At 70.8% G+C, this 26,975-nt stretch carries 23 protein-coding genes; 10 read left to right on the forward strand and 13 right to left on the reverse strand.

Annotation, left to right across the window (positions count from 1 at the left end):
- Window positions 1-85 precede the first annotated feature (85 nt).
- The gene (locus ACFSE6_RS09350; protein WP_388005526.1) at window positions 86-490 is read left to right on the forward strand and encodes an ArsR/SmtB family transcription factor; all 405 of its coding nucleotides are present in this window, start codon (window positions 86-88) and stop codon (window positions 488-490) included.
- Between the two features lie 40 nt (window positions 491-530).
- On the opposite strand, the gene ACFSE6_RS09355 is transcribed toward ACFSE6_RS09350, so the two are convergent.
- The 11 genes from ACFSE6_RS09355 to ACFSE6_RS09405 form a co-directional block, all read right to left on the reverse strand.
- The gene (locus ACFSE6_RS09355; protein WP_388005529.1) at window positions 531-1,655 is read right to left on the reverse strand and encodes a tRNA (adenine-N1)-methyltransferase; all 1,125 of its coding nucleotides are present in this window, start codon (window positions 1,653-1,655) and stop codon (window positions 531-533) included.
- Between the two features lie 11 nt (window positions 1,656-1,666).
- Window positions 1,667-2,809, reverse strand: a complete 1,143-nt coding sequence (locus tag ACFSE6_RS09360) for a site-2 protease family protein (protein ID WP_388005532.1) — start codon at window positions 2,807-2,809, stop codon at window positions 1,667-1,669.
- 19 nt (window positions 2,810-2,828) lie between these two features.
- Complete coding sequence (locus tag ACFSE6_RS09365; protein WP_388005535.1) at window positions 2,829-4,265, reverse strand: GntT/GntP/DsdX family permease; 1,437 nt, start codon at window positions 4,263-4,265, stop codon at window positions 2,829-2,831.
- Window positions 4,266-4,324: 59 nt separating this feature from the next.
- Window positions 4,325-5,182, reverse strand: a complete 858-nt coding sequence (locus ACFSE6_RS09370) for a prephenate dehydrogenase/arogenate dehydrogenase family protein (protein ID WP_388005538.1) — start codon at window positions 5,180-5,182, stop codon at window positions 4,325-4,327.
- Complete coding sequence (locus ACFSE6_RS09375) at window positions 5,179-5,931, reverse strand: sugar phosphate isomerase/epimerase family protein (protein WP_388005541.1); 753 nt, start codon at window positions 5,929-5,931, stop codon at window positions 5,179-5,181. The genes ACFSE6_RS09370 and ACFSE6_RS09375 overlap by 4 nt, the downstream gene beginning before the upstream one ends.
- Before the next feature lie 252 nt (window positions 5,932-6,183).
- Window positions 6,184-7,932: a DUF5605 domain-containing protein gene (locus ACFSE6_RS09380; RefSeq protein ID WP_388005544.1), complete on the reverse strand. Its 1,749-nt coding sequence runs from the start codon at window positions 7,930-7,932 to the stop codon at window positions 6,184-6,186.
- Entirely contained in the window at window positions 7,932-10,214 is a 2,283-nt protein-coding gene (locus tag ACFSE6_RS09385; protein ID WP_388005959.1) for a beta-glucosidase, read from the reverse strand. Before ACFSE6_RS09385 ends, ACFSE6_RS09380 begins: the two co-directional genes overlap by 1 nt.
- A 188-nt stretch (window positions 10,215-10,402) precedes the next feature.
- Entirely contained in the window at window positions 10,403-11,248 is an 846-nt protein-coding gene (locus tag ACFSE6_RS09390; RefSeq protein WP_388005547.1) for an ATP-binding cassette domain-containing protein, read from the reverse strand.
- Entirely contained in the window at window positions 11,245-13,053 is a 1,809-nt protein-coding gene (locus ACFSE6_RS09395; protein ID WP_388005550.1) for a dipeptide/oligopeptide/nickel ABC transporter permease/ATP-binding protein, read from the reverse strand. Before ACFSE6_RS09395 ends, ACFSE6_RS09390 begins: the two co-directional genes overlap by 4 nt.
- Entirely contained in the window at window positions 13,050-13,991 is a 942-nt protein-coding gene (locus ACFSE6_RS09400) for an ABC transporter permease (RefSeq protein ID WP_388005553.1), read from the reverse strand. The genes ACFSE6_RS09395 and ACFSE6_RS09400 overlap by 4 nt, the downstream gene beginning before the upstream one ends.
- A gap of 21 nt (window positions 13,992-14,012) precedes the next feature.
- Window positions 14,013-15,527, reverse strand: a complete 1,515-nt coding sequence (locus ACFSE6_RS09405) for an ABC transporter substrate-binding protein (RefSeq protein WP_388005556.1) — start codon at window positions 15,525-15,527, stop codon at window positions 14,013-14,015.
- Window positions 15,528-15,698: 171 nt separating this feature from the next.
- Between ACFSE6_RS09405 and ACFSE6_RS09410 the strand changes: the two genes are divergently transcribed.
- On the forward strand, window positions 15,699-16,331 hold the full coding sequence (locus tag ACFSE6_RS09410; RefSeq protein ID WP_388005559.1) for a TetR/AcrR family transcriptional regulator: 633 nt from the start codon (window positions 15,699-15,701) through the stop codon (window positions 16,329-16,331).
- Window positions 16,332-16,367: 36 nt separating this feature from the next.
- Here ACFSE6_RS09410 and ACFSE6_RS09415 read toward each other — a convergent pair whose 3' ends face one another.
- Window positions 16,368-17,384, reverse strand: a complete 1,017-nt coding sequence (locus tag ACFSE6_RS09415) for a LacI family DNA-binding transcriptional regulator (RefSeq protein WP_388005562.1) — start codon at window positions 17,382-17,384, stop codon at window positions 16,368-16,370.
- A 98-nt stretch (window positions 17,385-17,482) separates the two neighbouring features.
- Here ACFSE6_RS09415 and ACFSE6_RS09420 point away from each other — a divergent pair, with 98 nt between their 5' ends.
- The 8 genes from ACFSE6_RS09420 (at window position 17,483) to ACFSE6_RS09455 (ending at window position 26,065) form a co-directional block, all read left to right on the forward strand.
- Window positions 17,483-18,550 (forward strand): nucleoside hydrolase, encoded by a 1,068-nt coding sequence (locus tag ACFSE6_RS09420; RefSeq protein ID WP_388005565.1) that lies wholly within the window; start codon window positions 17,483-17,485, stop codon window positions 18,548-18,550.
- The gene (locus ACFSE6_RS09425) at window positions 18,547-19,434 is read left to right on the forward strand and encodes a nucleoside hydrolase (RefSeq protein ID WP_388005568.1); all 888 of its coding nucleotides are present in this window, start codon (window positions 18,547-18,549) and stop codon (window positions 19,432-19,434) included. The genes ACFSE6_RS09420 and ACFSE6_RS09425 overlap by 4 nt, the downstream gene beginning before the upstream one ends.
- Window positions 19,431-20,726, forward strand: a complete 1,296-nt coding sequence (locus tag ACFSE6_RS09430) for an ABC transporter substrate-binding protein (protein WP_388005571.1) — start codon at window positions 19,431-19,433, stop codon at window positions 20,724-20,726. Before ACFSE6_RS09425 ends, ACFSE6_RS09430 begins: the two co-directional genes overlap by 4 nt.
- Window positions 20,723-21,616 carry a carbohydrate ABC transporter permease gene (locus ACFSE6_RS09435; RefSeq protein WP_388005574.1) on the forward strand — a complete coding sequence of 298 codons (894 nt, stop codon included), beginning with the start codon at window positions 20,723-20,725 and terminating at the stop codon, window positions 21,614-21,616. Before ACFSE6_RS09430 ends, ACFSE6_RS09435 begins: the two co-directional genes overlap by 4 nt.
- On the forward strand, window positions 21,613-22,512 hold the full coding sequence (locus ACFSE6_RS09440) for a carbohydrate ABC transporter permease (protein WP_388005577.1): 900 nt from the start codon (window positions 21,613-21,615) through the stop codon (window positions 22,510-22,512). Before ACFSE6_RS09435 ends, ACFSE6_RS09440 begins: the two co-directional genes overlap by 4 nt.
- 17 nt (window positions 22,513-22,529) lie before the next feature.
- Window positions 22,530-23,282: an SDR family NAD(P)-dependent oxidoreductase gene (locus tag ACFSE6_RS09445; protein ID WP_388005580.1), complete on the forward strand. Its 753-nt coding sequence runs from the start codon at window positions 22,530-22,532 to the stop codon at window positions 23,280-23,282.
- Window positions 23,279-25,015 carry a D-apionate lactonase family protein gene (locus ACFSE6_RS09450; protein ID WP_388005583.1) on the forward strand — a complete coding sequence of 579 codons (1,737 nt, stop codon included), beginning with the start codon at window positions 23,279-23,281 and terminating at the stop codon, window positions 25,013-25,015. Before ACFSE6_RS09445 ends, ACFSE6_RS09450 begins: the two co-directional genes overlap by 4 nt.
- 285 nt (window positions 25,016-25,300) lie before the next feature.
- The gene (locus tag ACFSE6_RS09455; RefSeq protein WP_388005586.1) at window positions 25,301-26,065 is read left to right on the forward strand and encodes a FadR/GntR family transcriptional regulator; all 765 of its coding nucleotides are present in this window, start codon (window positions 25,301-25,303) and stop codon (window positions 26,063-26,065) included.
- 34 nt (window positions 26,066-26,099) lie between these two features.
- Here the strand turns inward: ACFSE6_RS09455 and ACFSE6_RS09460 are convergent, their stop codons facing one another.
- Window positions 26,100-26,975, reverse strand: coding sequence for a LysR family transcriptional regulator ArgP (locus ACFSE6_RS09460; RefSeq protein ID WP_388005589.1), 876 nt, complete (start codon window positions 26,973-26,975; stop codon window positions 26,100-26,102).

A 26,975-nucleotide genomic window follows, 5' to 3' on the forward strand; every position in this document is an offset into this window, starting at 1 on the left:
CCCGGGCGTCGGCGGCGTCCGGCGGGCGAACGTCACACCCGCGTCGCCGCGCGCCACACTCGGGCACTCTCCGTACCCTGGGCTTATGCACGCCTTCGACGTCCTCGGTGATCCGGTCCGCCGCCGGATCCTCGAGCTGCTCTCGGGCGGTGAGCGCAGTGCGGGCGAGATCGTCGAGGTGATCGGCGAGGAGTTCGGGATCTCCCAGCCGGCCGTGTCCCAGCATCTGCGTGTGCTGCGCGACTCCGGGTTCGCCACCGCACGGGCGGAGGGAACACGCCGGCTCTACGCCGTCGACCCCGCGCCCCTGCGCGAGGTGGAGGCCTGGATCGACGACTTCCGGCATCTGTGGCTCGGGCCGCTGGAGGCGCTGGGGACCGAGTTGGCACGGGGCAAGCGCGAACGCCGCCGCGAGCAGGAACGCGCGCAGCGGCGGGAGCCCACCGAGGCCGGCCCCACCGGGCGGACCGGCTCGGGGGCGGCCTCCTAGAGCTCCTCGAGGCGCGACTGGCCTCGGGTGCGGGTGCGGCCTACGCGGTCCCGTCCTCGGGCGCCGCTGCGGCGGCATCGTCGCTGCTGGGAGTCTCGGCCTGCGCGCCGGTGCTGTTGTCCGCCGTCGTTCCCGGTGCGCCGGCGACGCCGAACTGTGCCATCTCGGCGCGCCGTCGGACGTCGCGCCGCACGCGCCGGATCTTCTTCTCCGAGATCGGCCGCTCCCCCACCTCGTCGGGAGTCCATTCGGCGTCGGCCGGGTACGCGCCCTTGGCGGGGCGCCGCTTGCGCCGCGGCGGGCTGTTTCCCGGCGCCAGGCGGCGGGTGGTGAGCAGGAACCCGGTGTGGCCGATCATGCGGTGGTCCGGCCGCACGGCGAGGCCCTCGAGGTGCCACGTCCGCATCATCGACTCCCAGGCCTGCGGCTCGGTGAAGTTCTCGGTGCCCCGGATGTCCTCGGCGAGACGGCTGAGCTGGGTGGTCGTGGCCACGTAGGCGACCAGTACCCCGCCCGGAACCAGCGCGTCCGCGGCGACGTCGAGGTTCTCCCAGGGCGCGAGCATGTCGAGGATAAGGCGGTCGACCGAGGCGGGCTCGACCGCCTCGGGCAGGACCTCCGCGAGGTCGCCGGTGCGCACCTCCCACGCGGGATGCCGGTCACCGAACCACGACTCCACGTTGCCGATCGCGATGTCGGCGAAGTCCTCGCGCCGTTCGACCGAGATGAGGTGGCCGTCCTCGCCCACCGCTGAGAGCAGGCTCATGCTCAGCGCGCCGGAACCGACGCCGGCCTCGACGACGCGCGCGCCGGGGAAGATGTCGCCCATCTGGACGATCTGACCGGCGTCCTTGGGATAGATGACCGCCGCGCCCCGGGGCATCGACAGTACGTAGTCGCTGAGCAGCGGACGCAGCGCCAGGAGCTGGTGGCCGGTGGGAGTGTCGACGACGGTGCCGTCGGGCTTGCCGATGAGTTCACTGTGCCGGAACGAGCCACGCTGGCTCTGGAAGTAACCGTCGTGGGTGAGCACGACGGTGTGCATCCTGCCCTTGACGTCGGTGAGCTGGACCCGCTCGCCGGCCCGGAACGGACCGCGCCGCCGAGCGGGCCCGCCGGGCAGGGATTCGTGCGGTGCGTCGGTGGAGGGAGTGTCGCTGCTCACGACGGGCGAGTCTACGGGCGTCGCCGTGCGCCCATCGCCCGGGCCACGGCGGTGACCTCGACGACCCCGGTCTCACCGGTGCGCGGGTCGAGGAGGACGACGACGGACCCGTGGTGCTGGGCGGCGGCCACCGCCTCGACGGCCGGTAGCCCGGTTGCGACGGTGAGGATCTGCTGCGGGTGCAGGGCTCGAGCCGCCGCCGTGGCGGGGGTACCGGCCCGGGCGCCGGGCGGGACCTGTCCGGCGGCCTGGGTCTCGAGCAGCGCCACCGGGCGGCCTTGCTCGACGAGGACGACGTGTCCACCGGCCCGGGCGGCGAGCATGGCCTGGTCGAGGTCGGCGTTCGCGTCGACGGCCACGGCCGGGACCGCGAGGCGGCGCAGGTCCAGCCCGGCGGCCTGCCTTCTGGCTCCGGCGGTGCGCAGTGCCTGGCCCGCGCCGGTCCACAGCAGGAACGCAATGAGCACCATCCAGATGCTGCCCAGGTCCGGGCGGCTGCCCCGCAGCAGCGGCAGGACCAGGACCACCACGACGACGCCGATCGCCACGATCCGCCCGATCCAGGCAGCGGCGACCGTGCCGCGTGTGCGGTCCCCCGTGAGAGCCCAGACGAGCGCCTCGAGCACGTGACCGCCATCGAGCGGCAGACCGGGCAGCAGGTTGAACGCGGCCACCAGGCCGTTCGAGATGACGGCGCCGTAGAGCAGCAGAGCACCAGGCCCGGACAACGCCGTCGCCTCGAGCACGAGCCATGCCCCCGCCGCGATCAGGCCGTTGGCCGCGGGACCCGCGACGGCGACCAGAGCCGATCCGCCCGGCCGCGGCAACTCCTGCTCGAACGAGGTGTGCCCGCCCCAGAACGTCAGGACGTACTCGCGCGGGCGGCCGCCGAGCCGCTGCGCGGAGAAACCGTGAGCCAACTCGTGCAGCAGGACGGACACGAGCAGCATGACGACGAACGCGACCGTCGTGCCGACCACGGTGGCGGTCCCGACGGTGGGTACCAGCCGCTGGACCACCGGGTAGTACAGCAGCACGAGGACCGCGGCGATGAGCACCCATGACGGCGCGAGCACCACGGGGATGCCGCCGACCTGCCCGACGACCCAGCCGGAGGGGACGCGGGTGCCGAATCGGACTGTCCTGGTGCTCACCGGCTCAGCGTAGGTGGGCTCAGGAGACGATGAGCCACAGGGCGCCGATGATGAGCATTCCGGCCCAGCCGAGCACGGTCGCGATGACCGTCCAGGTGCGCAGACCGTCGGCGACCGAGAGTCCGAGGAAACGGGAGGTGATCCAGAAGCCGGAGTCGTTGATGTGGGCCAACGCCACCGAGCCGCAGCCGATGGCCAGGACGATCAGCACCACCTGGATCGAGGAGTAGTCACCGTTCTGGACCGTGCCCTGCACCAGGCCGGCCGCGGTGAGGGTCGCGACGGTGCCGGACCCTTGCGCCACCTTGAACACGGTCGCGAGAAGGAACGCGAGCAACAGGATCGGCACACCGGCGTCGACGAGCATGCCCGAGACCGAGTCGCCGATGCCCGTCTCGGTCAGGACGCGCGCGAAGACGCCCCCGGCGCCGGTGACGAACACCACGATCGCCGCGGGGGCGAGCGAGCGATCCATGATCTGCCCGATCTCCTGCCTGCCCCAGCCGTTCCGTCCCGCGAGCACGTACATGGCCACCGCGACCCCGACGAGCAGGGCGAATCCCGGCTGACCGATCAGGGAGACCACATTGGCGGCAGGGGTCCCCTCCTCGAGCACCAGTCCACCCACCGTGCCGACGGAGATCATGAGAATCGGCAGCAGCACGGTCGCCAGCACACCCCACGGGCCGGGCGTCGTCCGCGAGGCCGAGGTTTCCGTGCGCACGTCGCCGGTGCCGTGCGAGACGGCCGTGGCGGACCCACCGCTTCCGCCGGCGGCCGGGCCGGCACCAGGAGCCGACTCCTCGAACCGGCGTCCCACGACGTCGTCGATCGCGAACTCCCACCGCGAGTTGATGATCCTGCCGGTGGCGTAGGCCAGGAACCCGATCGGGATCGCGATAAGCAGCCCGACCACGGTCACCAACCCGATGTCCGCCCCGAGGAGGGTACTGCTCCCCGTCACGCCGGGGTGCGGGGGGACGAGATTGTGAATGAAGACCATGAGTCCCGCGATGGGCACACCGACGTACACCGGTGTGCGGTGCCCTGCCGCTTTGGCGAAGCTGAACATGATGGGCACGAGCAGGATGAATGCGACGTCGAAGAAGATCGGCACCGCGATGACGGCCGAGGCGAGCAGCAACGCAGGTCCGACCCGCTCCCTCCCGAGCCGCGCGGTGAACTTCTCCGCCAGGGCGTAGGCGCCGCCGGTCCGTTCGATGATCGCGCCGAGCATGGCACCGAGACCGACGAGCAGGGCGACGTTACCGAGCGTGCCGCCCATACCCTCGATCATGGTGGGCAGCACCTCCTCCGCCGGAATGCCGGTGGCCAGCGCGGTGACGACGGCGACCAGGAGCAGCGCGATGAACGCCGGCAACTTGACCTTCATCACGAGCAACAGCAGCAACGCGATCGCCGCCGCAGCAGCGATGGCGAGATAGGCAGGGGACATCGTGGCCCTCTTTCCGTGCGACGTCGGGCGGAACGGTGCGGCGGCGGACGACTGCCGTATCAGCGCCGGATGGCGTCGATCCGCAGCATCTGCGTGATGGTCTCGTCGAGCACGGAGTCGTCGAAGACGCGCTTCCAGTCGTCCTTGACGATCATGTCCCGGCCGTGCCCCATAGCGATGTGGCAGGCGTCGGAGAACGGGTTGTCGCCGCGCAGTGCATTGGCCAATGCCACCTGGATGTGCCCGTAGAACAACGCCTCGGCAGCAGGCCGGGGCACGCCGACGGTGGTGACGGTCTCCTCCAGGGCCTCCTTGAGGAGCTCGCCGATCATGCAGGCGATGGTTTCGACGAGCGTCGGCTCGAGGACGGCGAGCTGCTTGACGCTCACCCAGAACACGTCGATGACCGGGGCGTACATCGTGCGGATGACCGCCTCCGCGAGCTCCTTGACGGACGCCTCGCCCGAGTCGACCGCGGCGACGGCGTTCTGCGGGGCGGCGATCCCGCCGAAGGTGTCGGCGTACTCCTCCTTGGTGGTGCGCTCGAGGAAGATCGAGGGGTGCGCGGGGTGGGCGCAGACGTACTCGATGCCCTCGCGGCGGTAGAGCAAGCCGGCGTAGGCGGCGGCAGGGTCCAGCGTGAGGACGACGGCCCCGTCCTTGAGCTGGGGAACGACCTCCTCGCTGACCGTGCCAAGCACGACGTCGGGCACGGCCAGGATGACGACGTCGGCGTCGGCCACGGCCTCGCGGGTCTCGGTGACCTCGAGGCCGAGCGCGCGCACGCGCTCCTGTCCGGCCGGCGAGGCCTCGGTGTAGTAGACGGTCGCGCCGGTGGTCTTGAGGTTGTTCGAGACGCGCTGGCCCATCTTGCCGCCGGCGCCGATGACGGCGATCGTCAGGTCGTCCACGTTCATGAGTTCCTGCTCCTCAGGTAGTCCAGGTTGTGCTGGGTCCACTGCCGCTCGAGCCGGCAGGTGGTGGCGATGTCTTCGGTCCAGGGCAGCCAGTGCTCGACGACCTGGTTGATGCCGCGCTCCCGGGGACGGACCTGCCGGACCATGTCGTCGTAGTCCAGGAGGCCCTCGCCCAGTGGGGCGCCGGCGTAGGTGAACCCCACCCAGCCGCCGCGGCGGCTAAACGCGAAGTCCTTGACGTGAAGATTCACCACGTACGGGGCGGTGGCCGCGACGACGTCGCGCGGAAGCTCGAGCGCAGCCACACAGTTGCCGGGGTCAAGCACGATGCCGAGCGCAGCGTGGTCGACCCGCCGAACGAGGTCAACGAGAACGTCGGTCGGCAGTTGCTCGTACGTCTCCAGCCCCAGGACGACTCCGCGGTCGGCGTAGGCTTCGACGACGCGAGCGAGCAGGCCCGGTGCTTCGTCGAGCGTGGGTTCGGACGCGGCGGGACGGATCATCGACCGTACGAAGGGCGCTCCGAGACGTGTCGCCATCCTCAGGTACTGATCCAGGTGCCGCGGACCAATTCCGCGGGTCCCGAGCTCAAGGATGAGGCCAAGTTCGTCGGCAGCATCCCGCACCCGATCAAGCTCTGCGTCGGTGAACGTCTCCAGGGGCGGGTAGTCGCAGATCTGGAAGACCTCGCCGCCGAGTTCAGCGGTGTCCTGGAGCATCGCCTCGAGGGAGACAGGTTGTGGGTTCACCTCTGACCATTGCCAGAAGTAAGCGTAGGTGCCAAGGCCGATGCGGCCCGTGGTCCCACCCGAGAGGTCGCCGGCCACGTCGACTCGCTTCCGTTGTCACTGAAGCCGCAAGGCTCAGCGGCTTGGGGCACGACGTTAGGAAGCGTTCGGTGTCCTGTCAACCGGTTGACCAGTCGCGGGAGCGGCGGCGTATCGCTCGGGGGAGAGCTGGACGCGTCGGACGCTGTCGGCGCTACCGTGCACCTGAGCGAGTCAGGTCTCGACGCGGGTGAGACGGATTGCCATGTATTGACGGGCCGGAAGCGCGATTCGTGCCGTCTCGCGGTGAACTCCTGGTACGGGCTCGAGCGTCATGTTCCAGGTGTCGATGACGTCGATCCGCCACGCCACCCCGGTGGGCAAGACCAGATTCCGGTAGCTGGGCCGGTTGAACCCGAAGTAGGCGAGCATCCACTCCCCCGCGACTCCGCCCCACGGCACGTCCCAGTCGCTCGGCAGCGGATCGATCGCGCCGTCCGGGGCCGAGGCGAGCACCTCGTCGAGGAACCGCATGCGCGCCGGGGACTCGCCGTGCAGCACGCCGCCCTTCGACCACCACAGCACCTCGTCGTCACGCACGTACGTCTCGCCGTGGACGACGTAGCCGCCGCGCACCGCGCCCTCCCAGCAACGGCGCACGAGCTCCTCGGCCGTCAGGTTGCCCCAGCCGTGGTCGATGTCCCCCTCGTAGCCCACCTCGTCGATGACCACGGGCTTGCCCCACCGCTCACGCCAGGAGTCGGTGTACTCGGCCGTGCGGTAGACGTCCTGGCGCTGAGCGGACACGTGCGTGATCCAGTCGCGGCCGTGGTCGTAGAAGGGGCGGCAGTTGTGGATGGACCGCAGGTGGCCGTGCGGGTCCTCCTCGACGACGATCGCCGCGAGCCGCTCCCAGTCCGCCTCGCTCTTGGACCAGACGAGGTCGTACTCGTTGGCCATGGCCCACCAGACGTTCGGGTAGGCCGCGAGGCGGCGGACGACGTAGCGCAGGTACCGGTCGTCGACGGCCGCGCCGAGGTCGACGAAACCCCAGCGGTCGTACGGGTGGAAGAGGATCAGGTCCGCCTCGACGCCGATCTCGGCGAGCTGCGCGATCCGCCGCTCCAGCTTGCGGAAGTGCGCCGGGTCGAACCGCTCGAGGTCGAAGCCGTTCGCCAGGGACCCAGGGAACGGGAAGTCCGCGGGCTCGTCGGAGTTGTACAGGTACGACTTCGGGAAGACGCACATGCGGATCTTGTTGAAGCCCGCCGTCTCGAGCGAGCGGAGGGTCGCGTCCTGCAGCTCGTCGCTCTGGTGGGTCCACGCGTACGCCGTCGTCCCGACCGGTCGGTAGCGCGTGCCGTCCGCGTGGCGGAAGTGGAAGCCGTCCACACGCACGGGGCCGTGGCTGCCGGGTGCCGCCGCGCCGACCTCGACCGACGTGGTCAGGCCGTCGAGCGAGCGCGCCGTCGAGCGCATCGTGACGGTCCAGGTGCCCTCGGCCTCGGCGAGGAACCGGACCCGCCAGACGCCGTCACCGTCGTAGAAGCCGCCGACGCGGAGGGTCCGCTCGCCGTTCGTCACCTCGGAGTCGAGCTCGACGTCGAGGAACGGGTTGCCGTGGCTGGGCCCGTCGATGCGGATCTCGACCGGGCTCCAGCGCGGCACGGGTCCCGGCGCCGTCAGTCGTGCCGAGGCACGGGGCACGTCCTCGCCCTCGTAGGCCGGGTCCGGCGCGACGGCCGGCAGGTACTCCTTCGCCGCCTCGCCGTCGGGGATCGCGGCGAGCGCGCCGAAGAACTCCTCACGCAGGGCGGTGTCCTCGAGCTGCGGCACGATGGCCGCGAGCTGGCCGAGGCGGGCGTCGCGGAACTGCACTGCCGCGGGGGACGCCGCCACGCCGGGCAGGTACTTCTCCAGGACGGCGCGGGCGCCGGCGTGGTCGAGCGCGTCGCCGACGAGGGAACCGGGATGGAAGGGCATCAGATCTCCCAATCGAGGTCGAGCGGCAGGTTCGTGGCCGACGCACCGACCTGCAGCGTGTACGAGCCGGGCTCGACGTGCCAACCGCCGTCGTAGTGCGCGAGGCGCCGTGCCGGGACGGGGACTCGGGCGGTGACCGACTCGCCGGCGACGGCCCGCACGACGGCGGAGCCGACCAGCCAGCGCGCGGGCCGCTCGACCGCGGAGTCGGAGCGCTCGGCGTAGACCTGCACGACCTGCTTCCCGGCGCGGCCGCCGGTGTTGGTGAGCGTGACGACCACGTCGTCGCCGTCACGCCGCGCACCGTCCCAGGACCAGGTGGTGTAGCCCAGTCCGTGCCCGAAGGGGAAGGCCGGGCGGGTGCCCGCCCGCAGCCAGGCCCGGTAGCCGACGTGGAGGCCTTCGGCGTAGCGCAGCACGCCGTCGGTCGGCACGACGTCGGCGACGGGGACGTCCGCGAGGGACGCGGGCCAGGTCGTCGGGAGCCGACCGCCGGGCTCGGCGGCGCCGGTGAGGATGTCGGCGACGGCGGACCCGAACTCCTGGCCGCCGAAGTAGCCCTGCAGCACGGCCGCCGCCTCGCCGGCCCACGGCAGCACCACAGGCGAGCCGGCGTTCACGACGACGACGGTGCGCGGGTTGGCGGCGACCACGGCCCGCACGAGATCGTCCTGCCGGCCCGGCAGGTCGAGGTTGGTGCGGTCGTAGCCCTCGGACTCGACCGTGGAGTTCGTACCGACCACGACGACGGCGACGTCCGCCGCCGCGGCCGCCTCGGCGGCGCGGGTGACGAGTCCGTCCGGGTCGACGTCGTCGGGCGCGGTCCCCAGCGTGACGCTGAACGCCCCCAGGCTGCCGAGCCCCTCGTCGTTGCGGAGGGTGAAGGTGGCCCGGATCTCCACGGGGTGTCCGGCCTCGACCGCGATCCTCGCGGTGGACGACGGCGGGTTGAGGAAGGCTGCCCCGAGGTCCGTCCCGGTGACGACGGGGGTCTCGTCGAGGACCACCCTGCCGTCCACCTCGATGCGGCCCCGGCAGGAGCCGGCGAACCCGAGCAGGACCTCGCCGCTCGTCTCGGGGGTGTACCGCGTCAGGAGCTCCAGCGCGGCGGCGGTGGCCACGGGGGCGTCGCCGCCGAACCAGGTGAGCGCCGTCGAGAGCCGGTTCTCCGTGAACATTTCCCCGCCGTCGGCGTCGAGGAACCGCGCGCGGACACCCGGCTCATCCGTGTCGGGGTTCGTGATCTGTGCCGGCGGGAGTTCCGCGACCCCCTCCTGGACCACGGCGCCGATCTCGTAGGTCACGTCGGCGTGCGGCAGCGCCGCGCGGATGCCGTCCAGCGGCGAGACGACGTGGTCGGGCACCACCGTCGCGCTGCCGCCACCCTGGGTGCGGGCGTGGAGGGCGTTGTGCCCGATGACCGCCACGGAACCGATCCGGGGACCGTCCAGAGGCAGGATTCCGTCGTTGCGCAACAGGACCGCCCCGGCGACCGCGGCCTCGCGCGCGAAGGCGGGGCCGTCCACGGGCGCCGGGGTGACGCCGTTCGCACCGCCCAACGCCCCGACCCGTTCGGCGAGCAGCAGGATCCGCAGCACCTTGCGGTCCACGTCGGCCTCCTGGACCCGCCCGTCGCGGACGGCCTCGACCAGGCCGCCGAAGGCGGAGACCGGGCCCGGCATCGCGAGGTCGTTGGCCGCCGGCACGGCGCCGAGACTGCGCACCGCGGTCCAGTCGCTGACGACGGCGCCGTCGAAACCCCACTCGCTGTTCAGGGGGGTCTCGAGGAGGTCGTTCTCGGTCATCGTGACGCCGTCGACCGAGTTGTAGGCACTCATCACGGACCAGGCACCGGCCTCGACGGCACGCTCGAACGGCGCGAGGTAGAGCTCGCGGAGCGGACGCTCGTCGACCCGGACGTCGACCGTGAACCGGTCGGTCTCGGAGTCGTTGGCGACGTAGTGCTTGGGGCACGCGGCCACACCGTTGTCCTGCAGCCCGCGCACGTAGCTCTCCGCGAGCTGCGCGGTGAGTTCCGGGTCCTCGCTGAAGCACTCGAAGTGGCGCCCGCCCAGCGGTGAACGGTGCAGGTTGATCGTCGGCCCGAGCACCACGTCGACACCCTTGCGCCGTGCCTCGGACGCCGCGGCCGCGCCGTAGCGGTAGGCCAGGTCGGGGTCCCAGGACGCGGCGAGCGCCGATCCCGAGGGCAGGTTCAGCGACGGGTCCCGCTCGTCCCACCGCGGTCCGCGCACCCCCGCCGGCCCGTCCGAGAGCGTCATCGCGCGCAGGCCGATCTTCTCGATCGGCACGGTGGTCCAGAAGTCGGCGCCCTGCACGAGGGCGGCCTTCTCCTCCAGGGTCAGCTTCTCGAGCAGCGGGCGGAGGTGGTCGGTCGGGTCGGTCACTTGGGCGGTTCCTTCCGGGGTGCGGGTGCTGGCGGTCAGCGGTGTGCGGACGTTTTCGTATGTCACGCGGCGTCGCCCGCCGCGGCGGCAAGGGCGGCCCGGCGCTGCTCGCGGCGCTTCGACTGCCGATCCGGGTCGGGCACGGGGGCGGCCATGAACAGGCGCTGGGTGTACGGGTGCTGCGGTCTGGAGGTGACCTGGTCGCCGTCGCCGGTCTCGACGAGCTCGCCGCGGTACATCACGGCCACGCGGTGGCTGATGTGCCGGACGACGGCGAGGTCGTGGGTGACGAAGAGGTAGGCGACGCCCGTGCGTTCCTGGATGTCGATGAGCAGGTCGAGCACGCGCTTCTGGGTGGACAGGTCCAGTGCGGAGACTGGTTCGTCGCAGACGATAAGGCGGGGCTCGAGCGCGAGCGCCCTGGCGATCGCGATCCGCTGGCGCTGCCCGCCGGAGAACTCCCGGGGCAGGCGCGTGCGGGCATCCGACGGGAGGCCGACCTGGTCCAGCAGATCCCGTACGCGGCCCTTCGCCTCACCGGAGGCGACGCCGCCCGCAGTGAGCGGTTCGGTGAGGATCTGCTCGATCGTCATCGATGGGTTGAGCGAGGAGTACGGGTCCTGGAACACGACCTGGATCTCGTCGCTGAGGGCCCGGCGGTCCCGGCGGTTCAGGTGCGAGATGTCCCGCCCGTCGTAGGTGATGGCGCCGGCGGTGACCGGCGCCAGGCCGAGCACGGCCCGGCCCAGGGTAGTCTTGCCGGACCCGGACTCCCCGACGAGGCCGACGGTCTCGCCGGGAAGGATGTCGAGCGAGACGCCCTTGAGGGCACGGAACGCCTCGGCCCGGAGCCCCTTGCCGGGGTAGTCGACGACGAGGTCCTCGACCTCGAGCAGGGGCGCGGTCATGACTGGCTCCCAACGGTCAGCGGGGCGCGGGCGGGTCCCTCGTCGAGGATCGCGTCGAGGAGGCCGCAGGTGTACGGGTGCTCGGCTCGCTTGAGGATTGTGCGTACCGGGCCCTGCTCGACGAACAGGCCCTCACGCATCACGGTGACCCGGTCGCACAGGTCGGCCACCACGCCGAAGTTGTGGGTCACGAGCAGCATCGCCATGCCCCGTTCCCGCTGCAGGTCGCGCAGCAGGTCGAGCACCTCGGCCTGGACGGTGACGTCGAGCGCCGTCGTCGGCTCGTCCGCGATAATGAGGTCGGGGTCCGTCGAGACGGCGCCCGCGATGAGGACGCGCTGCGCCATGCCGCCGGAAATCTCGAACGGGTACGCGTCGAAGGTGCGCCGCGGTTCGGGGATCCCCACGCGCTCGAGGAGGTCGAGGGCCTTGGCCGTGGCCTCGGCCTTGCTCATGCCGAGCCCCACGCGCAGCGGCTCGACGAGCTGGCTGCCGATCGTGAACGACGGGTCGAGGTTGGACATCGGCTCCTGCGGGATGTAGCCGATCCGGATGCCCCGCACGCTGGAGTAGACCCGTTCGGACGCCCCGGCGAGGTGGACGTTCTCGTACGTGATCTGCCCGCCCGTGACGCGGCCTCCGCGCGGCAGGAGGCCGAGCACGGAGAACGCCGTCTGGGTCTTTCCGGAGCCCGACTCGCCGATGAGGCCGTGCGCCTCCCCCTTGCGGACCTCGAGCGAGACCCCGTGGACCACCTCGAGCGTGGAGCCGTCGGGCTGGTCGTAGCCGACCCGGAGGTTACGGACGGTCAGGACCGGCTCGTGCGACCGCGTCGACGTCGCCTCCTCGTCGGGGTGGACGATGACGTCGGAGCCCGGCTCGGCCGACCGATCCGCCGACTGTGCCGCCGCGTTCGCCGTCGCCGCCGTCTTCTTCCGACGGCGGACCCGGACGGTCCGTTCGAGTTCGTCGCGCATGACGTTCGCGAGCAGCGTCAGCGCGAGACACGTGATGGCGATCGCCGTCGCGGGCCAGACCATGAGGACCGGTGCACGGAAGATGTTGAGGAACGCGTCGTTGAGCATCGCGCCCCAGGTGGGCACGGACATGTCGCCGAGCCCTAGGAACTCCAGCCCGGACTGGATCGCGATGGCGATGCCGGTCAGCGTGGCGGACTGGATGATGATCGGGGCCCGTACCACGGAGAGCACGTGCCGGCCGATGATGCGGGCGTCGCTGAGTCCGGCGACTCGGGCGGCGTCGACGTAGAGCTCGTTCCGCACGGAGGTCACCGAGGCGTGGACGAGGCGGTAGTAGGCCGGCGACATGAGGACACCGAAGACGAGCATGGCGAGCCAGACGCTCGGGCCGAGGACCGACCGGGCGGCCAGCAGGACGACGATCCCGGGCAGCGCCATGACCAGCGACGTCACCCAGGAGGTGACCGTGTCGAACCACCCCTGGTAGTAGCCGGCGATCAGGCCCGCGATCACCCCGATGACGAGCGCCGTCACGACCGCGACGAGGGCAGCCGCAATGCTCACCTGGGTGGCCGCCAGCAGCCGGGAGAAGACGTCCCGTCCGGCGCTGTCGGCCCCCATGATGTGGTCCGCGCTCGGCGGCGCGAGCACCAGTTCGAGCGACGCGAGGTTCGGGTCGTAGGGCGTGAGACGAGGCCCGATGACGGCGAGGACGCCGATGGCCGCGACGACGACGAACGAGACGAGGCCGACGGGGCGCCGCAGGATGCGTCGGAGGAGGGAGCCGGCCGCCGCCGGCCCGGCGGTGGGAGCGGTGGTGGTCATGACAGTCGAACCTTCGGGTTGAGTGCGGCCTGCGCGAGGTCGATGACGAGGTTGACGACGACGACGATGATCGCCGTCGCCATGACGATGCCCATGACGACCGGGATGTCCCCCGACGTCGTCGCGGACACGGCGAGCTGCCCGATGCCGGGCAGCGCGAAGACCTGCTCGACGACGACCGCCCCGCCCAGGAGCCCGACGAACTGCACGGCCAGGACCGCCAGGGCGGGGCCGCCCGCGTTGCGGAGCACGTGCTTGAGGACGACCCGGCGCAGGCCGAGGCCACGGGCGCGCAGGGTGCGCACGTAGTCGCGCCCGAGCGCGTCCAGGACGGAGCCGCGGACCTGCATCGCCACGGCCGCGACCGCGTTGATCGACAGCGCCAGGATCGGCAGCGTGATGCTGGACAGCCAGCCGCCCACCGAGTCCGTGATCGGCACGAACCCGACGGCACGGAACCACCCGAGCTCGATGCCGAACACGAGCACCAGGCCGAGGGCGATGAGGAAGCCCGGCACGGCGGAGCCGACGACCGCGACGACCTGGACGAGCGCGTCGATCCAGCCGCCGCGGCGGGCCGCGAGCACGCCGAGCACCACGGAGACGACGGCGGAGACCAGGGTCGTGCCGATGACCAGCGTCAGGGTGACGGGTAGGCGGGTCGCGAGGCTCACCGAGACGAGCTGCCCGGTGAACCACGACGTGCCGAGGTCCCCGCCGAGCGCCGAGGTGAGCCAGTCGGCATACTGGGCGAACAGGGGGCGGTCGAGCCCGAGTTCGGCGGCCTTCTGCGCGACGACCTCCTCGGTCGCGTTCTCCCCGAGGATGTTCCGGGCGATGTCTCCCCCGCCCAGGTAGAGCAGGGAGAAGGCGACGAGGGAGATGACGGCGAGCATGACCGCGCCCGAGACGAGGCGCCTGACGATGAACGTGAACATGTGGTCCTGTCGGTGGGCGGCTCAGTCGGCCGGGCGGATGTCGTAGATCGCCGGGAAGGCGTTGGTCGTCAGCATCTCGACCTCGGTGCCGGGAGCGACCGCCATGCTTCCCTGCGCGCGGTAGAAGGGGGCGAACCACGCCTCCTCGACCAGGTACTGGTTCAGCTCGGCGGCGGCCTCGTCGCGCTCGGCGTCGGTGCCGTACTGCATCTGCTCGAGCATCGCGTCCACCTCGTCCCGCTCGGTGCCGAACGGGTTCCAGGTCGCGCCGGGGGCGAGCATGAACTGCGCGAGCTGCCAGTCCGGGTTCTGCTCGAGCGCCATGTAGGACGCCGCGTACTTCGGGGCGAGGAGGTCGGTGAGGAAGTTGGTTCCCGGGTCGTCGTGGCGCACGGTGATGCCGATGTCGGCGAGTTGCTGGGCGATGAACGTGTACGTGGTGGTGCCGAGCGACGGGGACGAGGGCATCGACAGCTCGAAGCCGTCGGGATACCCGGCCTCGGCGAGGAGTTCGCGCGCCCTCTGCGGGTCGTAGGTGTAGCGATCGTCCAGCGCGGGGTCGTACGCGGCGGAGCGTTCCGGGAACATCTGGGTGGTGACGGAGCCGTGGCCACGTTGCAGCGCCTCGAGCATGGCTTCGCGGTCGAAGGCGTAGTTGATCGCCTGGCGCACCCGCACATCGCCCAGCGGTTCGCTCATGGCGCCGTCGCGGTCGAATAGGAGAAGCCCGAAGACGTCGAGCTCGTTGCCGACGATCGACCAGCCGGAGGCCTCGATCTGTTCGAGGTTGTCGTTCGTGGAGACCCGGACGGCGTCGGCCTCGTTCGCGAAGATCGCGTTGAGGGCGGCCGTCGGATCCGTGTAGACGTCGATCGTCAGGGAGTCGTAGTACTGGACGTCGGGGTTCCAGTAGTCGGGGTTGGCCCGGTACACGTAGCTCGTCCCGGTGACCGATGCACGAGGTTTGAGGACGTACGGTCCGGACCCGACCGGGTTGGTGGCCAGGTCCGGGTTGTCGAAGGACTCGGCACTGCCGACGAGGCCGGCGTCGCGGGCCAGGTAGTTCAGCATCGCCGGGTCCGGGGCTGCCAGGTCGATGACGACCGTGGTGTCGTCGGGCGTGTCGATGGACTCGATGCTCGCGAGATTGCCGGCGTTCGACGCCGTGCCGTCACGGAACCGCAGCAGGTTCTGCTTGACGACGTCGGCGGTGAGCGCAGACCCGTCCGTGAACGTGACGTCGTCGCGGATGGTGAGCGTCAGTTCGGTCTCGTCGTCGTCGTACGCCCAGTCCGTGGCGAGCCAGGGCTCGATCCGACCGTCGGGCGTGGCACGCAGGAGGGTGTCGTACACGGCCTGGTAGAAGGGCGCCTGGTTCCCCCAGTCCGATCCCGCGGGATCGAACGTCACGGGCGCGGAGATGGCCCCGAGGACGAGCGTCTCGTCGTCCTCCTGAGCGCTGCTCGTGCTAATACAGCCGGCGAGCGCGAGCACGCTGAGGCCGGCGATCAGCGCCGTAATCGTGCGTCGGATCATCGTTGGCCCTTCATCGTCGGTGATCCGGGATCGCGTCCCGTGCGATGGCGACCGTAACATGAATTTCTAGTGGTTCCTAGAAGTTGGGAGACCAGGTGACATCCTGCTAGGACTGACCGGCATGGTGACGCCCGCCCGGGCATGGCAGACCTCCCGCGAGAACGGAAGCCGATGAGGACGAGTACCGAGCGATCCCGCGCTAGGGGTAAACGCGGCTCCTACGCGAAGACCGAGGCGACGCGGGCCGCCATCCTCGACGCCGCACTCGAGGTCTTCGCCCAGTCGGGGTTCCGGTCCGGGTCGCTGCGCGACGTCGCCGCCAAGGTGGGCATGAGCGAGGCCGGCATGCTCTACCACTTCCCCAGCAAGAGTGCTCTGCTGGCCGCCGTGCTCGAGCGGCGCGACGAGCACGCGCAGGACTTCGTGCCTCTCGGCACGCACGACCCGGCCGACACGTTGCGCGGACTCGTCGACCTCGCCGACTACAACGCCTCGGTGCCGGGCGTCGTCGAGCTCTACTGCATCCTCTCGGCCGAGGCGACCACACCCGACCATCCTGCGCACACGTACTTCGTGACTCGCTACGAGGACACCCGCCGGCGGGTCTCCGAGGCGTTCGAGCGGCTCCGCAGCGAGGGCAGGCTGAGGGTCGAGATCGACCCCACCGAGGCGGCCGTCGCGACACTGTCCATGATGGACGGCCTGCAGGTGCAGTGGCTGCTCGACCGCGACGCCGTGGACATGGCGGAGTCGCTACGCGGGTTTTTCCGCAGCATCGTCGAGATCGACTTCCCGGCGACCTGACGGCCGCCGCCGCTCGGCGCACCGAGCGGCCGCGGCTCAGTCGCGACGCGGCGGCGCGGTCGACGTCCGCACGACCAGCGTCGGCTCCAGCGGCTGCTCCGTCGAGGCGCTCCGACCCTCGATCCGGTCGATGAGCAGGTCGAACGCGCGCGCGCCGAGCGCACGGAAGTCGAGGCGGACGGTCGTGAGGGGCGGCGAGAAGTAGGCGGCGGAGGGCATGTCGTCGACGCCGACGACGGAGACGTCGCGGGGCGCCGCCATCCCCCGCTCCGCCATCCCGCTCATGAGCCCGAGCGCCATCTCGTCGTTGGCGGCGAACACTGCGGTGGCGTCGCCCACCTCACCGGCCGCGGCGTATCCGGACCTCGCGTTCCAGTCGTGGGCTCCGGCGATCACCGCCGGCTCCAGCCCCGCGTCGGCCATCGCCTGCCGGTAGCCCTGCTCGCGCTCGACGGACTCGTTGCGCGTCGACGGCCCGGCGACATGGGCGATCCGCCGATGTCCCAGCTCGATGAGGTGCCGCGTGGCCTGCACCCCCGCCAGGAACGAGTGCGCACCGACGGAGCCGGCCGCGTCCCGCGGGCGCTCCGATACGAGGACGACAGGAGTCGACCCGGCAACCTCGGCGACCACGTCCTCGACGCCGGCGATCGGCGAGGAGACGATGACGCCGTCCACCGGTATCGAGACGAAGTGCTCGAGAGCACGCCTGGCCTCCCCCTCCCAGCCTGAGGGGTCGTAGCCGACCTCGACCTGAGCGATCGCGAGCGTGTACCCGCCGGCACGCGCGGAACGCCCCAACCCCGTGAGGGTGTCGGTGCTACCGAAGTTCAGGGACCCGAGCGCGAGGACGCCGACGATCGACGACCGCTGCATGCGGAAGGACCGCGCCGAGGCGTTCGGGCGATACCCCAGCTCCGCGACGGCGGACGCGATCCGCGCCCTGGTCTCGGCGCTGACGTACCCCCGCCCGGTGAAGTAGCGCGACACGGTCTGGGCGGACACGTTCGAGGCACGGCCGACGTCGGCCATGCTCGGTCGCGGTCGGCGCACAGTGCCTCCCCGGGCTTGTCAATCGGTCGGACCAGACGTAGGTTACCGATCACCTATTTGGTCAACCGGTTGATACCAGCGACGACGCAAGGACGACGATGACGCGTATCCCAGACGGAACCCCCGCGCCGGCCCCGCCGCAGACCCGCCGCTGGCGGCTCGGATCCGTTCCATGGCAGGACATCCAACCCGTCGGTCCGGCGCGCACCCGGGTGATCATCGACAACGACTTCTCCGGGGACCCCGACGATCTCTTTCAGCTCGTGCACCACCTGCTGTCGTCGAACGTGGAGATCCCCCTCGTCGTCGGCTCCCACCTCCGCCCCGACGACCCGTTCGACCCGAGCGGCCGCAGCGCGCGCAACGCCGTCGCGATCGTCCGCGACGTCTTCGCCCGGCTCGGCCTCGAGTCCACCGAGGTCATCGCCCAGGGCGCGGACGCGGCCCTGACGGATCCCCGGACGCCGCAGCCGTCGGCTGCGGCCGACGCGATCATCGAAGAGGCGCTGCGCGAGGACCCGCGGCCGCTGTTCTACGTCGCGGGCGGCGGCCTCACCGACATCGCGTCCGCGTACCTGCTGGAGCCGCGGATCGCCGAGCGGCTCACCCTCGTCTGGATCGGCGGTGGCGAGCACGACGGCGTCGCGCCGCCACCACCCGGCGCGATGCCGATCGAGTACAACCTGCTGATCGACGTCGTTGCGGGACAGGTCGTGTTCAGCGACTCGACCATTCCGATCTGGCAGGTCCCGCGCGACGTCTACCGGCAGTGCCTCGTCTCGGAGGCGGAGCTGCGCCTGCGCGTCGCGCCGACGGGCCCGGTCGGGCGCTACCTCTACGAGGAGCTCGTCGAGGTCAACCGCCGCACCCTCGGTGAGGGGCGCGGTCCTGGCGAGACCTACGCGCTCGGCGACTCTCCCCTGGTGCTCCTGACGGCGCTCCAGTCGCTGTTCGAGCCGGATCCGTCGTCCAGCGCCTACCTCGAGAAGCCGACGCCGCGCCTCGGCGCCGACGGGCGCTACACGGAGCGGCCTGACGGACGCCCCATGCGGCTGTACACGCGGGTCGACACACGGCTGATGTTCGAGGACTTCTACCTCAAGCTCGCAGAGTTCAGCCGCTGGCAGCAGGACGAGAACCGCATCAACGGAGGGACACACCGATGACTGGGCAGGCGACCCGACGGGTCCTCATCAACACCGACGCGAAGAACGAGGCGGACGACCAGTTCGCCATCGTCCATGCCCTGCTCTCCGAGACGCTCGATGTCCGGGGCCTGATCGCGGCCCACTTCGGCGCCTCCCGATCTTCGACGTCCATGCTGGACAGCCGCCGGGAGATCGATCTGCTGCTGGGCCACCTGGGCATGGACGTCCGGGTGGAGAACGGGGCCGAGGGACCGATCCCCGACGAGCAGACGGCCGCGCCGTCCGCCGGGGCGCAGCTCATCATCGACGAGGCGAAGAAGACCGGCGAGGGGCCGCTCCTCGTCGCCTTCCTCGGTCCGCTCACCGACATGGCCTCGGCCCTGCTCATGGATCCGTCGATCGCCGACGACGACGTCACGGTCATCTGGATCGGCGGAGCGCCGTACGGCGATGTCGAGCCGGAGAAGTGGCCCGAGTTCAACCTGTCGAACGACATCGCGGCGGCGAACGTCGTCTTCCGCTCGGGGATCGACGTCTGGCAGGTCCCGTGGTCCACGTACGTCCGGACCGCCGTCGGCTACGCGGAACTCGATGAGAAGGTGGCTCCGTGCGGCCCGCTGGGCCGGTACCTCGTGGACCAGCTCCGCGAGTGGAACTCGACGTGGGTCCCCCAGCCGATCGAGCACCGCGCGCTCGGCGACTCACCCGCGATCGGGCTCATGCTGAACCCCGCCGCCGGGATATTCCGCAGGGTCCCCGCCCCGACGTTCAGCAGCGAGGGCGGCTACCTCCCCGGCGGCACGCACACCGTCCGGGTCTACGAGCACTTCGACACGCGCTACCTGCTCGAGGATTTCTTCGCCAAGCTGCGCCGCTTCGCGGCGTCCCAGGAGTCGGCGTGACCGGCTCCGCCCGCACGGCGAGCGGACTCAGCCGTCGGCAACTCCTCGGCCTCGCCGCGGCCCTCGCCGCGACCGGCGCGACGGGCGCCTGCTCCATGGGGGTCGGCCGGACGGACACGTCCGGGGGGCTGTCGATGCTGACCTACGACGACGTCGACTCGGCCGCCCTGCTGCGCGAGCAGCTCGCGAGGTTCCAGGCCGAGGGCGGCCCGCAGACGACGCTCGACACGGTCCCGGGTTCGGGCGCGGCTCAGTTCCCGGACAAGCTGCGGACCCGGATCCTCGGCGGCCAGTCACCCGACGTGTGGCAGATCTGGGGTGGCCAGATCGGCGCACCGTTCGTCGAAGCCGACCTGACCACCCCGCTCGAGGAGTACTACGACCGGTACGGGTGGCACGACATGCTGAGTTCGGCCGGCGTCGACGGGATGACCTTCGACGGCCGGCTCCACGGCGTGCCGCTCAACGTGTCCTCCCTCGGAGCCTGGTTCAACACCGTGGTCTTCGACGAGGCCGGCGCCGACATCCCGACCACCTACGACGAGCTCGAGGCCGCCAACGAGAAGATCCTCGCCAGCGGGGTCGCGCCAGGCGGCTTCGGCGGCAAGTACGGCTGGCACATCATGCGGCTCTTCGAGTACCTGCTGGAGGTGACGGCGGGACCCGAGCTGCACGATCAACTCCTCCTCGGCGAGGAGTCGTGGGCGCACGAGGCCGTGGTCGAGGCCTTCGACCTCTTCCAGACATGGAACGCACGCGGCTGGATCACCGAGGGTGCCCTCGGCATCGACCCGGCCGACGCCGAGCAGAGCTTCGTCCAGGGCACCTCCGCCTACACGTTCAGCGGTCCGTGGATCGAGGCGCAATACATCCAGCCCTCCGGGCAGCCGGCCTCGACCTTCGGCACGTTCCTGCTGCCCACCGGGCACAGCGAGGTACGCCACTCGGGATTCATCGAGGGATACATGATCTCCGCGGCGTCAGGCAGCCCGGACCTGTCGGCCGAACTGCTGGACTTCCTGATCCAGCCCGACACGCAACGGGCCATCGGCAACTCGCAGTCGGCGACGATCGACGCACCGCCCGATCCGGACGAGTTCCCGCTCAGCGCCCAGTGGGCCGAGATCCGTACACACAGCCCGATCTACACCATCCAGGACCAAGCGTTTCCCAAGTCCGTCTCCGACCAGTACTTCGCCGTGCAGAGCCAGGTGCTCCAGTCACAGCTGACCGGCCGAGAGGCCGCCCGTGAGATGGCGGTCATCGTGAGCGACTGGAAGGACTCCCAATGACGTCACCAGCAGCTCGGGAGCCGCGTCCGCGCCGCTCGCTGCTTCCCCTCGGTTTCGTTCTGCCGGGCCTGATCTTCTACGTGCTGTTCCTCGTCTGGCCCGCCGTGCAGGCGCTCTGGATCAGCCTGACCGACTGGGACGGCCTCTCGGAGCAGCAGACCTTCGTCGGACTCGAGAACTATCAGCGGATGCTGGACGACCCCGTGGTCGGGACGGCGGCCGTGAACAACGTGCTGTGGACCCTCGTCACCATCGCACTGCCGATGGCCCTCGGGCTCGCCCTCGCGGTCCTGCTCAACAGGAAGGCACGAAGCTCACCGTTCTTCCGCACCTTGTTCTATGCACCGGCGGTCCTCCCGCTCGTGTCCATCGCGTCGATCTGGGCGTGGCTGTACGACCCCACCGACGGTGCCATCAACGAACTGTTGCGCATGGTCGGCCTGGGCGACCTCGCCCAGAGCTGGCTCGGGCAGGACTCCACGGCGCTCTGGGCCGTCATGGTCGCGGCCGTGTGGGTGCGGACCGGCTTCCCGATGCTCCTGTACCTGGCGGCGCTCCAGAGCATCCCCGACGAGCTCTACGAGGCGGCCGCCCTCGACGGCGCAAGCCGGTGGCAGCGGTTCACCCAGATCACTTTCCCGAGCCTCAAGGACACCCACTACGTGGTGCTCGCCCTCTCGCTCATCGAATCGCTCAAGGTGTTCGACCTGATCTACGCGATGACCTACGGCGGGCCCGGCTACGCCACCCAGGTGATGGGCACCTGGATGTACGCCAACGTCTTCCAGTACTTCGACGCCGGGTACGGAACCGCGATCGCGGTCGTCATCACGATCGTCGCGGTCGCCGTCGGCACGCCCTACGTCCGCTCGCAGGTGAGGAACTCATGAGCACCGTCACGACCCGGCGCCGGACCGAGCCCCTGTCACGTGAGGCGCGCCCGCCGTCGGGCGCTAAGAAGCCCGGCAGGCTGGCGGCGCTCGGCCTCACCGGCGCGATCCTGATCGCGGCACTGCTGTGGATCTCGCCGCTGGTCCTGCTGGTTGTCTCGGCGCTCCGCCCGCTGTCCGACTTCCTCAGCAACGGGCCGGTCTCCTTGCCGGACACGTTCACCCTCGCCAACTTCGCCGAGGCGTGGGACGTGGGGAACTTCGGCTCGTCGTACGCGAACACCCTCTTTCTCCTGGTCATCAAGGTGCCGCTCGGCGTCGCCCTCGCGGCTCTGCTCGCCTACGCCCTGGCCAAGCTGCGCATCCGGATGAAGAGCGTCACGCTGTTCTTCGTCGTCATCGGGATGACGGTGCCAATCTACGTCGCGATCGTCCCGCTCTTCACGATGCTGCGGAGCGTGGGATTGACGGACAGCATTCCGGGGATCGTCGGCCCCTACGTGGCCTTCGGCCTGCCCCTTCAGGTGGTGATCCTGCACGCGTTCTTCCGCCGCGTGCCGGACGAGCTGGTCGAGGCGGCACGGATCGACGGCGCGGGTGATCTGCGGATCTTTCTGCAGATCATGCTGCCGCTCTCGCTGCCGGCCCTGATCACCGTGGCGATCCTCGACGCCGTCGCGACGTGGAACGAGCTGTTCCTCGCGCTGTCCTTGCTGAGTTCGCAGGAGAATCAGACCATCCCGCTGGGGCTGCTGAACTTCCAGGGACAGTTCGCCACGAACTACACGGGCCTCGCGGCAGGCATCCTGATCGCCGTGGTCCCGATCCTCGTGCTCTACATGTTCCTGCAGAGGTTCATCGTGGGCGGCCTGACCGCCGGGGCGACCAAGGGCTGAGACAGAAGGAGAGACAGATGAGACTGGACGGAAAGACTGCCCTGGTGACGGGCGCCGCGGCGGGCATCGGCCGGGCGGTCGCCGACCGCTTCGCGGCGGAGGGCGCGCGAATCGTCTACGCCGATCGGGACGGCGACGGCGCCACGGAAGCGGCCGCACACGTCGGCGACACCGCGCGAGGGGTCGCCGTCGACATCTCAGACGAGGCCGCCGTCGCCGCCGCGTTCGCCGAGCTGGAGACCGACGGCTGGACTCCGAACGTCGTCGTCGCGAACGCGGGCGTACAGCTCTTCGGCCAGGACGCGAAGATCGCGGACCTCGACCTGGACGTCTGGCGGCGCACGATCGACGTCAACCTCACGGGCACCTTCCTCACGGTCAAACACGCCGTGCGCGGCATGCTGCGGCTCGGAGGCGGTTCCGTGATCCTGACCGGCAGCCCGACCGGCCTGCGCGGCGAGGGCAACGACTTCACCGCCTACAGCACGTCGAAGGCCGGCATCCACGGCATGGCCCGCACGGTCGCGGCGGCGTACGCGCGCGACGGCGTCCGGGCGAACGCCGTCGTCCCCGCGTACACCGAGACCCCGCTGGTGCGGACGCTGACGGAGAACGAGACAGAGCGGACCGCCATCGTGGGCCGGATCCCGATGGGGCGCGCAGGCACACCCCACGACGTCGAGGGCATCATGGTCTACCTCGCGAGCGACGAGTCCGCCTTCGCGACCGGCGCGATCTTCGAGGTCAACGGCGGGATGTCGACGCTGTGAGCACGCCGCACGAGATCGCCGACGCCGCGTGGGGACTCGCCGAGCCCGCGCCACGGCCGTGGCGTTCCGGACCGTGGTCGCTCGAGCTCCGCGGTGACGAGCTCGCGGACATCCGCTTCGGCGGCACGCTCGTGCTGCGCATGGTTCGCGCCGTGGCGCGCGACCGGGACTGGGACACCGTGCCGGCCGAGGTGTCCGACGTGACGGCCACCGACGGCGAACTGCGAATCGCGCTGTCGCTGCACGGACTGGGCGCGGCGCTCGACGGCGCCCTCGTCGTCACGGCGGGGGCGGACGGCGCGCTCGCGTTCGACCTCGACCTGCGCTCGGGCACCGAGTTCCGGCGCAACCGCATCGGCCTGGTGGTGCTGCATCCGCCCGAGGTCGCCGGCGAACCCCTGACCGTCGTCTCGCCCGGCGGCGTCGCGACGCAGACGCACTTCCCGACGGCGATCGCCCCGCACCAGCCCGCCAAGGACATCGCGGGCCTGCGCTGGAGCCACGACGGCATCGCGAGCGAACTGGCGTTCACGGGCGACGTGTTCGAGATGGAGGACCAGCGCAACTGGACCGACGCGTCGTTCAAGACCTACTCGACGCCGCTCGACCTGCCGTTCCCCGTCACCGTGCACGCCGGAGAGCGGATCCGGCAACGCGTCACGCTGACCGGCCGCGCCGTCGCCGGGGCTACCGGACATCCGGCGGCCGCCGTCACGGAACCCCGAACGGGCGCCGTGTTCCCCGCCGTCCAACTCGGCGCGTCGACCGCCCCGGATCGGCACCTGCGCCCGGCACCCGACGTCGCGGCGCTGCTCGTCGAGCTCGACCTGCGCAGGCCGCGATGGCGGGCCGCGCTGGCACGCGCCGCCCGGGAGGCCGGGTCGCGCCCGTTGGACGTCCGTCTGGTGGCGACCTCTCCCGACGACGTCGCCCCCGCTGTGGCGGCCGCACGTCACCACCCGATCGCCCGGTTGGGCGTCTTCGACGCCACCTCGCACGTCACCGAGCCGACGTTGTGGGAGGCGCTGACCTCCGCCGTCGGGGCGCACGACGGCGAGATCACCCTGGTCGGCGGCGCACGGACACACTTCACCGAACTCAACCGCCAACACCACCGGCTCCCCACCGACCTGCCCGCGCTGACGTTCTCCGTCACGCCGCAGATGCACGCCCGGGAGCGGTCACAGATCGTCGAGTCGCTCGCGATGCAACGACTCGTGGCCCAGGACGCTGCCCGGATCGCCGGCGGGCGCCCCGTCCACATCGGCCCGGTCACGCTGCGGCCGCGGCTGAACGCCGTCGCCACCAGCGCCTCGGCCGAGCCGCCCGGCGACGACCTCGCCGAGGGGTACGGACCGGCGTTCCTCGACTCGGCGACCGACCCGCGCCAGCGGGGCCGGGCGCTGGCGGCGTGGACGGTCGCGAGCGCAGCCGCGCTGTGCGTACCCGGTGTCGAGACGGTGACCTACTTCGAGACCTCCGGCCCCCGGGGGCTCGGCGACGCGGACCGCGAGTACCCGGTCGCCGAGGCCGTGCGGCTGCTGCACGGCCTCGGCCGCCGGCTGGTCGACGCGCCGCTGGACCCGGCCGGCGTCGCCGCGCTCGTCGCCGCCGACGGGACCCACACCCAGGTCCTCGCCGCTAACGTCACGCCGGAGCACCGGTCGATCATGACACCGCTCGGGGTGATCGACCTCGCTCCCTACGCCGTCGAACGCAGGTGCTCGCACTGACGGCGCCTCGATCACCGAGGGCCACGAGCGTGCCTGGACGAAGAGCCAGACCAGGATGACGCCGTTGGTTTAGGTCGGGATCCGCGACGCGTGGTCGGACATCGGCGTCGTTCCCGCGGAGTCATGGTGAGGACGTGGTCGCTGCCCGCCACGGTCGCGCGCTCCCGCGCCCTGGCTGCCTTCTGGCGTCGACACGCAGATGCGAGCCTCGCCGAAACGCGCTCGGAGACTCGGTATTGAGTTCGGGCCGCGTCAGGTATCAAGCGAGCACATAGGATCCGAACCATGCCGACGTACCTCAACAATCCGGCGGACGAACTGCGCGGGACCCTCTCCCCCGTGCCGGCACGGACACCCACGGCCGCGGTCGCGTCGCAATTATTGACCTATTTCACCAGCGGCGGCGTGGAGCCGGGCACCCGGCTACCCGCGGAACGGCAACTCGCCCAGATGCTCGGAACGGGGCGCTCCGCGGTCCGCGAGGCATTGGCGGCATTGGAGATCCTCGGCATTGTCACGGTCCGCCCCGGTTCGGGCACCTACCTCAGTGGGGGGGTATCCGAACTGCTACCCCGGACCCTGAGCTGGGGTTTGATGCTCGGCGAGCAGAACACTCAGGACCTCATCCAGATCCGGAGCACGCTGGAGATCTTGGCAGCCGAGCTCGCCGCCACCCGGGCCACGCCAGAGTCGCTCGATCCCCTGCGCGTCCATCTCGACCAGATGACGCGCCACCGCAACGACTTCCCCGCATTCATCGAGGCGGACATGCACTTCCACCAGGACGTTGCTGCTCTCGCCGGGAACGTGGCGCTCAGCGGTGTCTTGCAAAGCGTGCGCTCGCTGTTGCGGATCTGGGTGGATCGCAGCGTGGCGCGGACTTTCGACGCTGACGTCGCGGTCCGTGAACACCAACGCCTGCTTGGTGCTCTGGAGTCCCACGACCCGGCTGCGGCCCGTGCGGCCATGACCGACCATATGCACACCGCCGGTGAACGGGTGCTTGCACAGGCACAGGGTTCGAGCCCCGGAATCGATGCGCAGGCCTGACCATATCGGACGGAGCGCGGTCTGCAATCGATCCTCACCGGCGCAGGCCGTCCGCCGCGGCGCGGACGATCGCGGTGAGCCGCTCGACGTGCGCCGAGCGCAAGCGCCACCGCTGCCAGTACAACGGCACGTCGGCTCGCGTCCGGCGGCCGAGCCGGACCACCGCACCGGTCCGGAGCCCGTCACCGAGCTGGTCCTCCGGGACCATCCCCCAGCCCAGGCCGGCGAAGACCGCGGCGACGAAGCCTTGCGATGACGGCACGTCGTGAATCGGCGGGGTCTCCGCGACGCCATGGGCGGCCAGGATCCCGTGCTGCAGGTCGTCCTTGGCGTTGAACCGGATCATGGGCATGGCGGCCCAGTCGTACCCGCGGCCACGGGCATGACGGCGCGCGAGTTCCGGCGTGGCGACCGGTAGGTATCGCATGACCCCGAGGCGTTCCACCTCGCACCCCTGGACCGGGACGGGGTCGGAGGTGACTGCCCCGAGCACCGCGCCGGCCCGCAGCAGCGTCGCCGAGTGATCCTCGTCCTCGACGTGCAGGCGAAGCGTGATCCCGCCCCACTGCGCGCAGGCACCGATCGCGGCCGTGAACCAGGTCGCCAACGAGTCGGCGTTGACCGCGACCGGCAGGTCGATCCGGGCGCTCTCCCCCGCAGCGAGATCGCTGAGAGCCTCAGTCTCCAGCAGCCGTTGCTGACGGGCCAGGCGCAGCACGACGGCGCCGGCTTCGGTGGTGCGTACCGGTGTGGCGCGCACCAGCAGCACCCTGCCGACCTCGGATTCGAGGGCACGGATGCGCTGACTCACCGCCGACGGCGTGATCGAGAGATGGTGCGCCGCGGCGTCGAACGTGCCGTGGTCGACGATCGCGACGAGCGCGGCCAGCTGCTCGGGACGAAACTGCAT

Origin of the sequence: Georgenia deserti, from assembly GCF_042680605.1 — a bacterium.
GTDB lineage: Bacteria > Actinomycetota > Actinomycetes > Actinomycetales > Actinomycetaceae > Allobogoriella > Allobogoriella deserti.

Coding starts and splice junctions, on each gene's coding strand:
- ACFSE6_RS09410 (WP_388005559.1), top strand. CDS start 15,699: ATGAGGACGAGTACCGAGCGATCCCGCGCTAGGGGTAAACGCGGCTCC.
- ACFSE6_RS09445 (WP_388005580.1), top strand. CDS start 22,530: ATGAGACTGGACGGAAAGACTGCCCTGGTGACGGGCGCCGCGGCGGGC.
- ACFSE6_RS09390 (WP_388005547.1), bottom strand. CDS start 11,248: ATGACCGCGCCCCTGCTCGAGGTCGAGGACCTCGTCGTCGACTACCCC.
- ACFSE6_RS09350 (WP_388005526.1), top strand. CDS start 86: ATGCACGCCTTCGACGTCCTCGGTGATCCGGTCCGCCGCCGGATCCTC.
- ACFSE6_RS09395 (WP_388005550.1), bottom strand. CDS start 13,053: ATGACCACCACCGCTCCCACCGCCGGGCCGGCGGCGGCCGGCTCCCTC.
- ACFSE6_RS09405 (WP_388005556.1), bottom strand. CDS start 15,527: ATGATCCGACGCACGATTACGGCGCTGATCGCCGGCCTCAGCGTGCTC.
- ACFSE6_RS09365 (WP_388005535.1), bottom strand. CDS start 4,265: ATGTCCCCTGCCTATCTCGCCATCGCTGCTGCGGCGGCGATCGCGTTG.
- ACFSE6_RS09440 (WP_388005577.1), top strand. CDS start 21,613: ATGAGCACCGTCACGACCCGGCGCCGGACCGAGCCCCTGTCACGTGAG.
- ACFSE6_RS09460 (WP_388005589.1), bottom strand. CDS start 26,975: ATGCAGTTTCGTCCCGAGCAGCTGGCCGCGCTCGTCGCGATCGTCGAC.
- ACFSE6_RS09385 (WP_388005959.1), bottom strand. CDS start 10,214: ATGACGCTCTCGGACGGGCCGGCGGGGGTGCGCGGACCGCGGTGGGAC.
- ACFSE6_RS09370 (WP_388005538.1), bottom strand. CDS start 5,182: ATGAACGTGGACGACCTGACGATCGCCGTCATCGGCGCCGGCGGCAAG.
- ACFSE6_RS09420 (WP_388005565.1), top strand. CDS start 17,483: ATGACGCGTATCCCAGACGGAACCCCCGCGCCGGCCCCGCCGCAGACC.
- ACFSE6_RS09455 (WP_388005586.1), top strand. CDS start 25,301: ATGCCGACGTACCTCAACAATCCGGCGGACGAACTGCGCGGGACCCTC.
- ACFSE6_RS09435 (WP_388005574.1), top strand. CDS start 20,723: ATGACGTCACCAGCAGCTCGGGAGCCGCGTCCGCGCCGCTCGCTGCTT.
- ACFSE6_RS09425 (WP_388005568.1), top strand. CDS start 18,547: ATGACTGGGCAGGCGACCCGACGGGTCCTCATCAACACCGACGCGAAG.
- ACFSE6_RS09400 (WP_388005553.1), bottom strand. CDS start 13,991: ATGTTCACGTTCATCGTCAGGCGCCTCGTCTCGGGCGCGGTCATGCTC.
- ACFSE6_RS09380 (WP_388005544.1), bottom strand. CDS start 7,932: ATGCCCTTCCATCCCGGTTCCCTCGTCGGCGACGCGCTCGACCACGCC.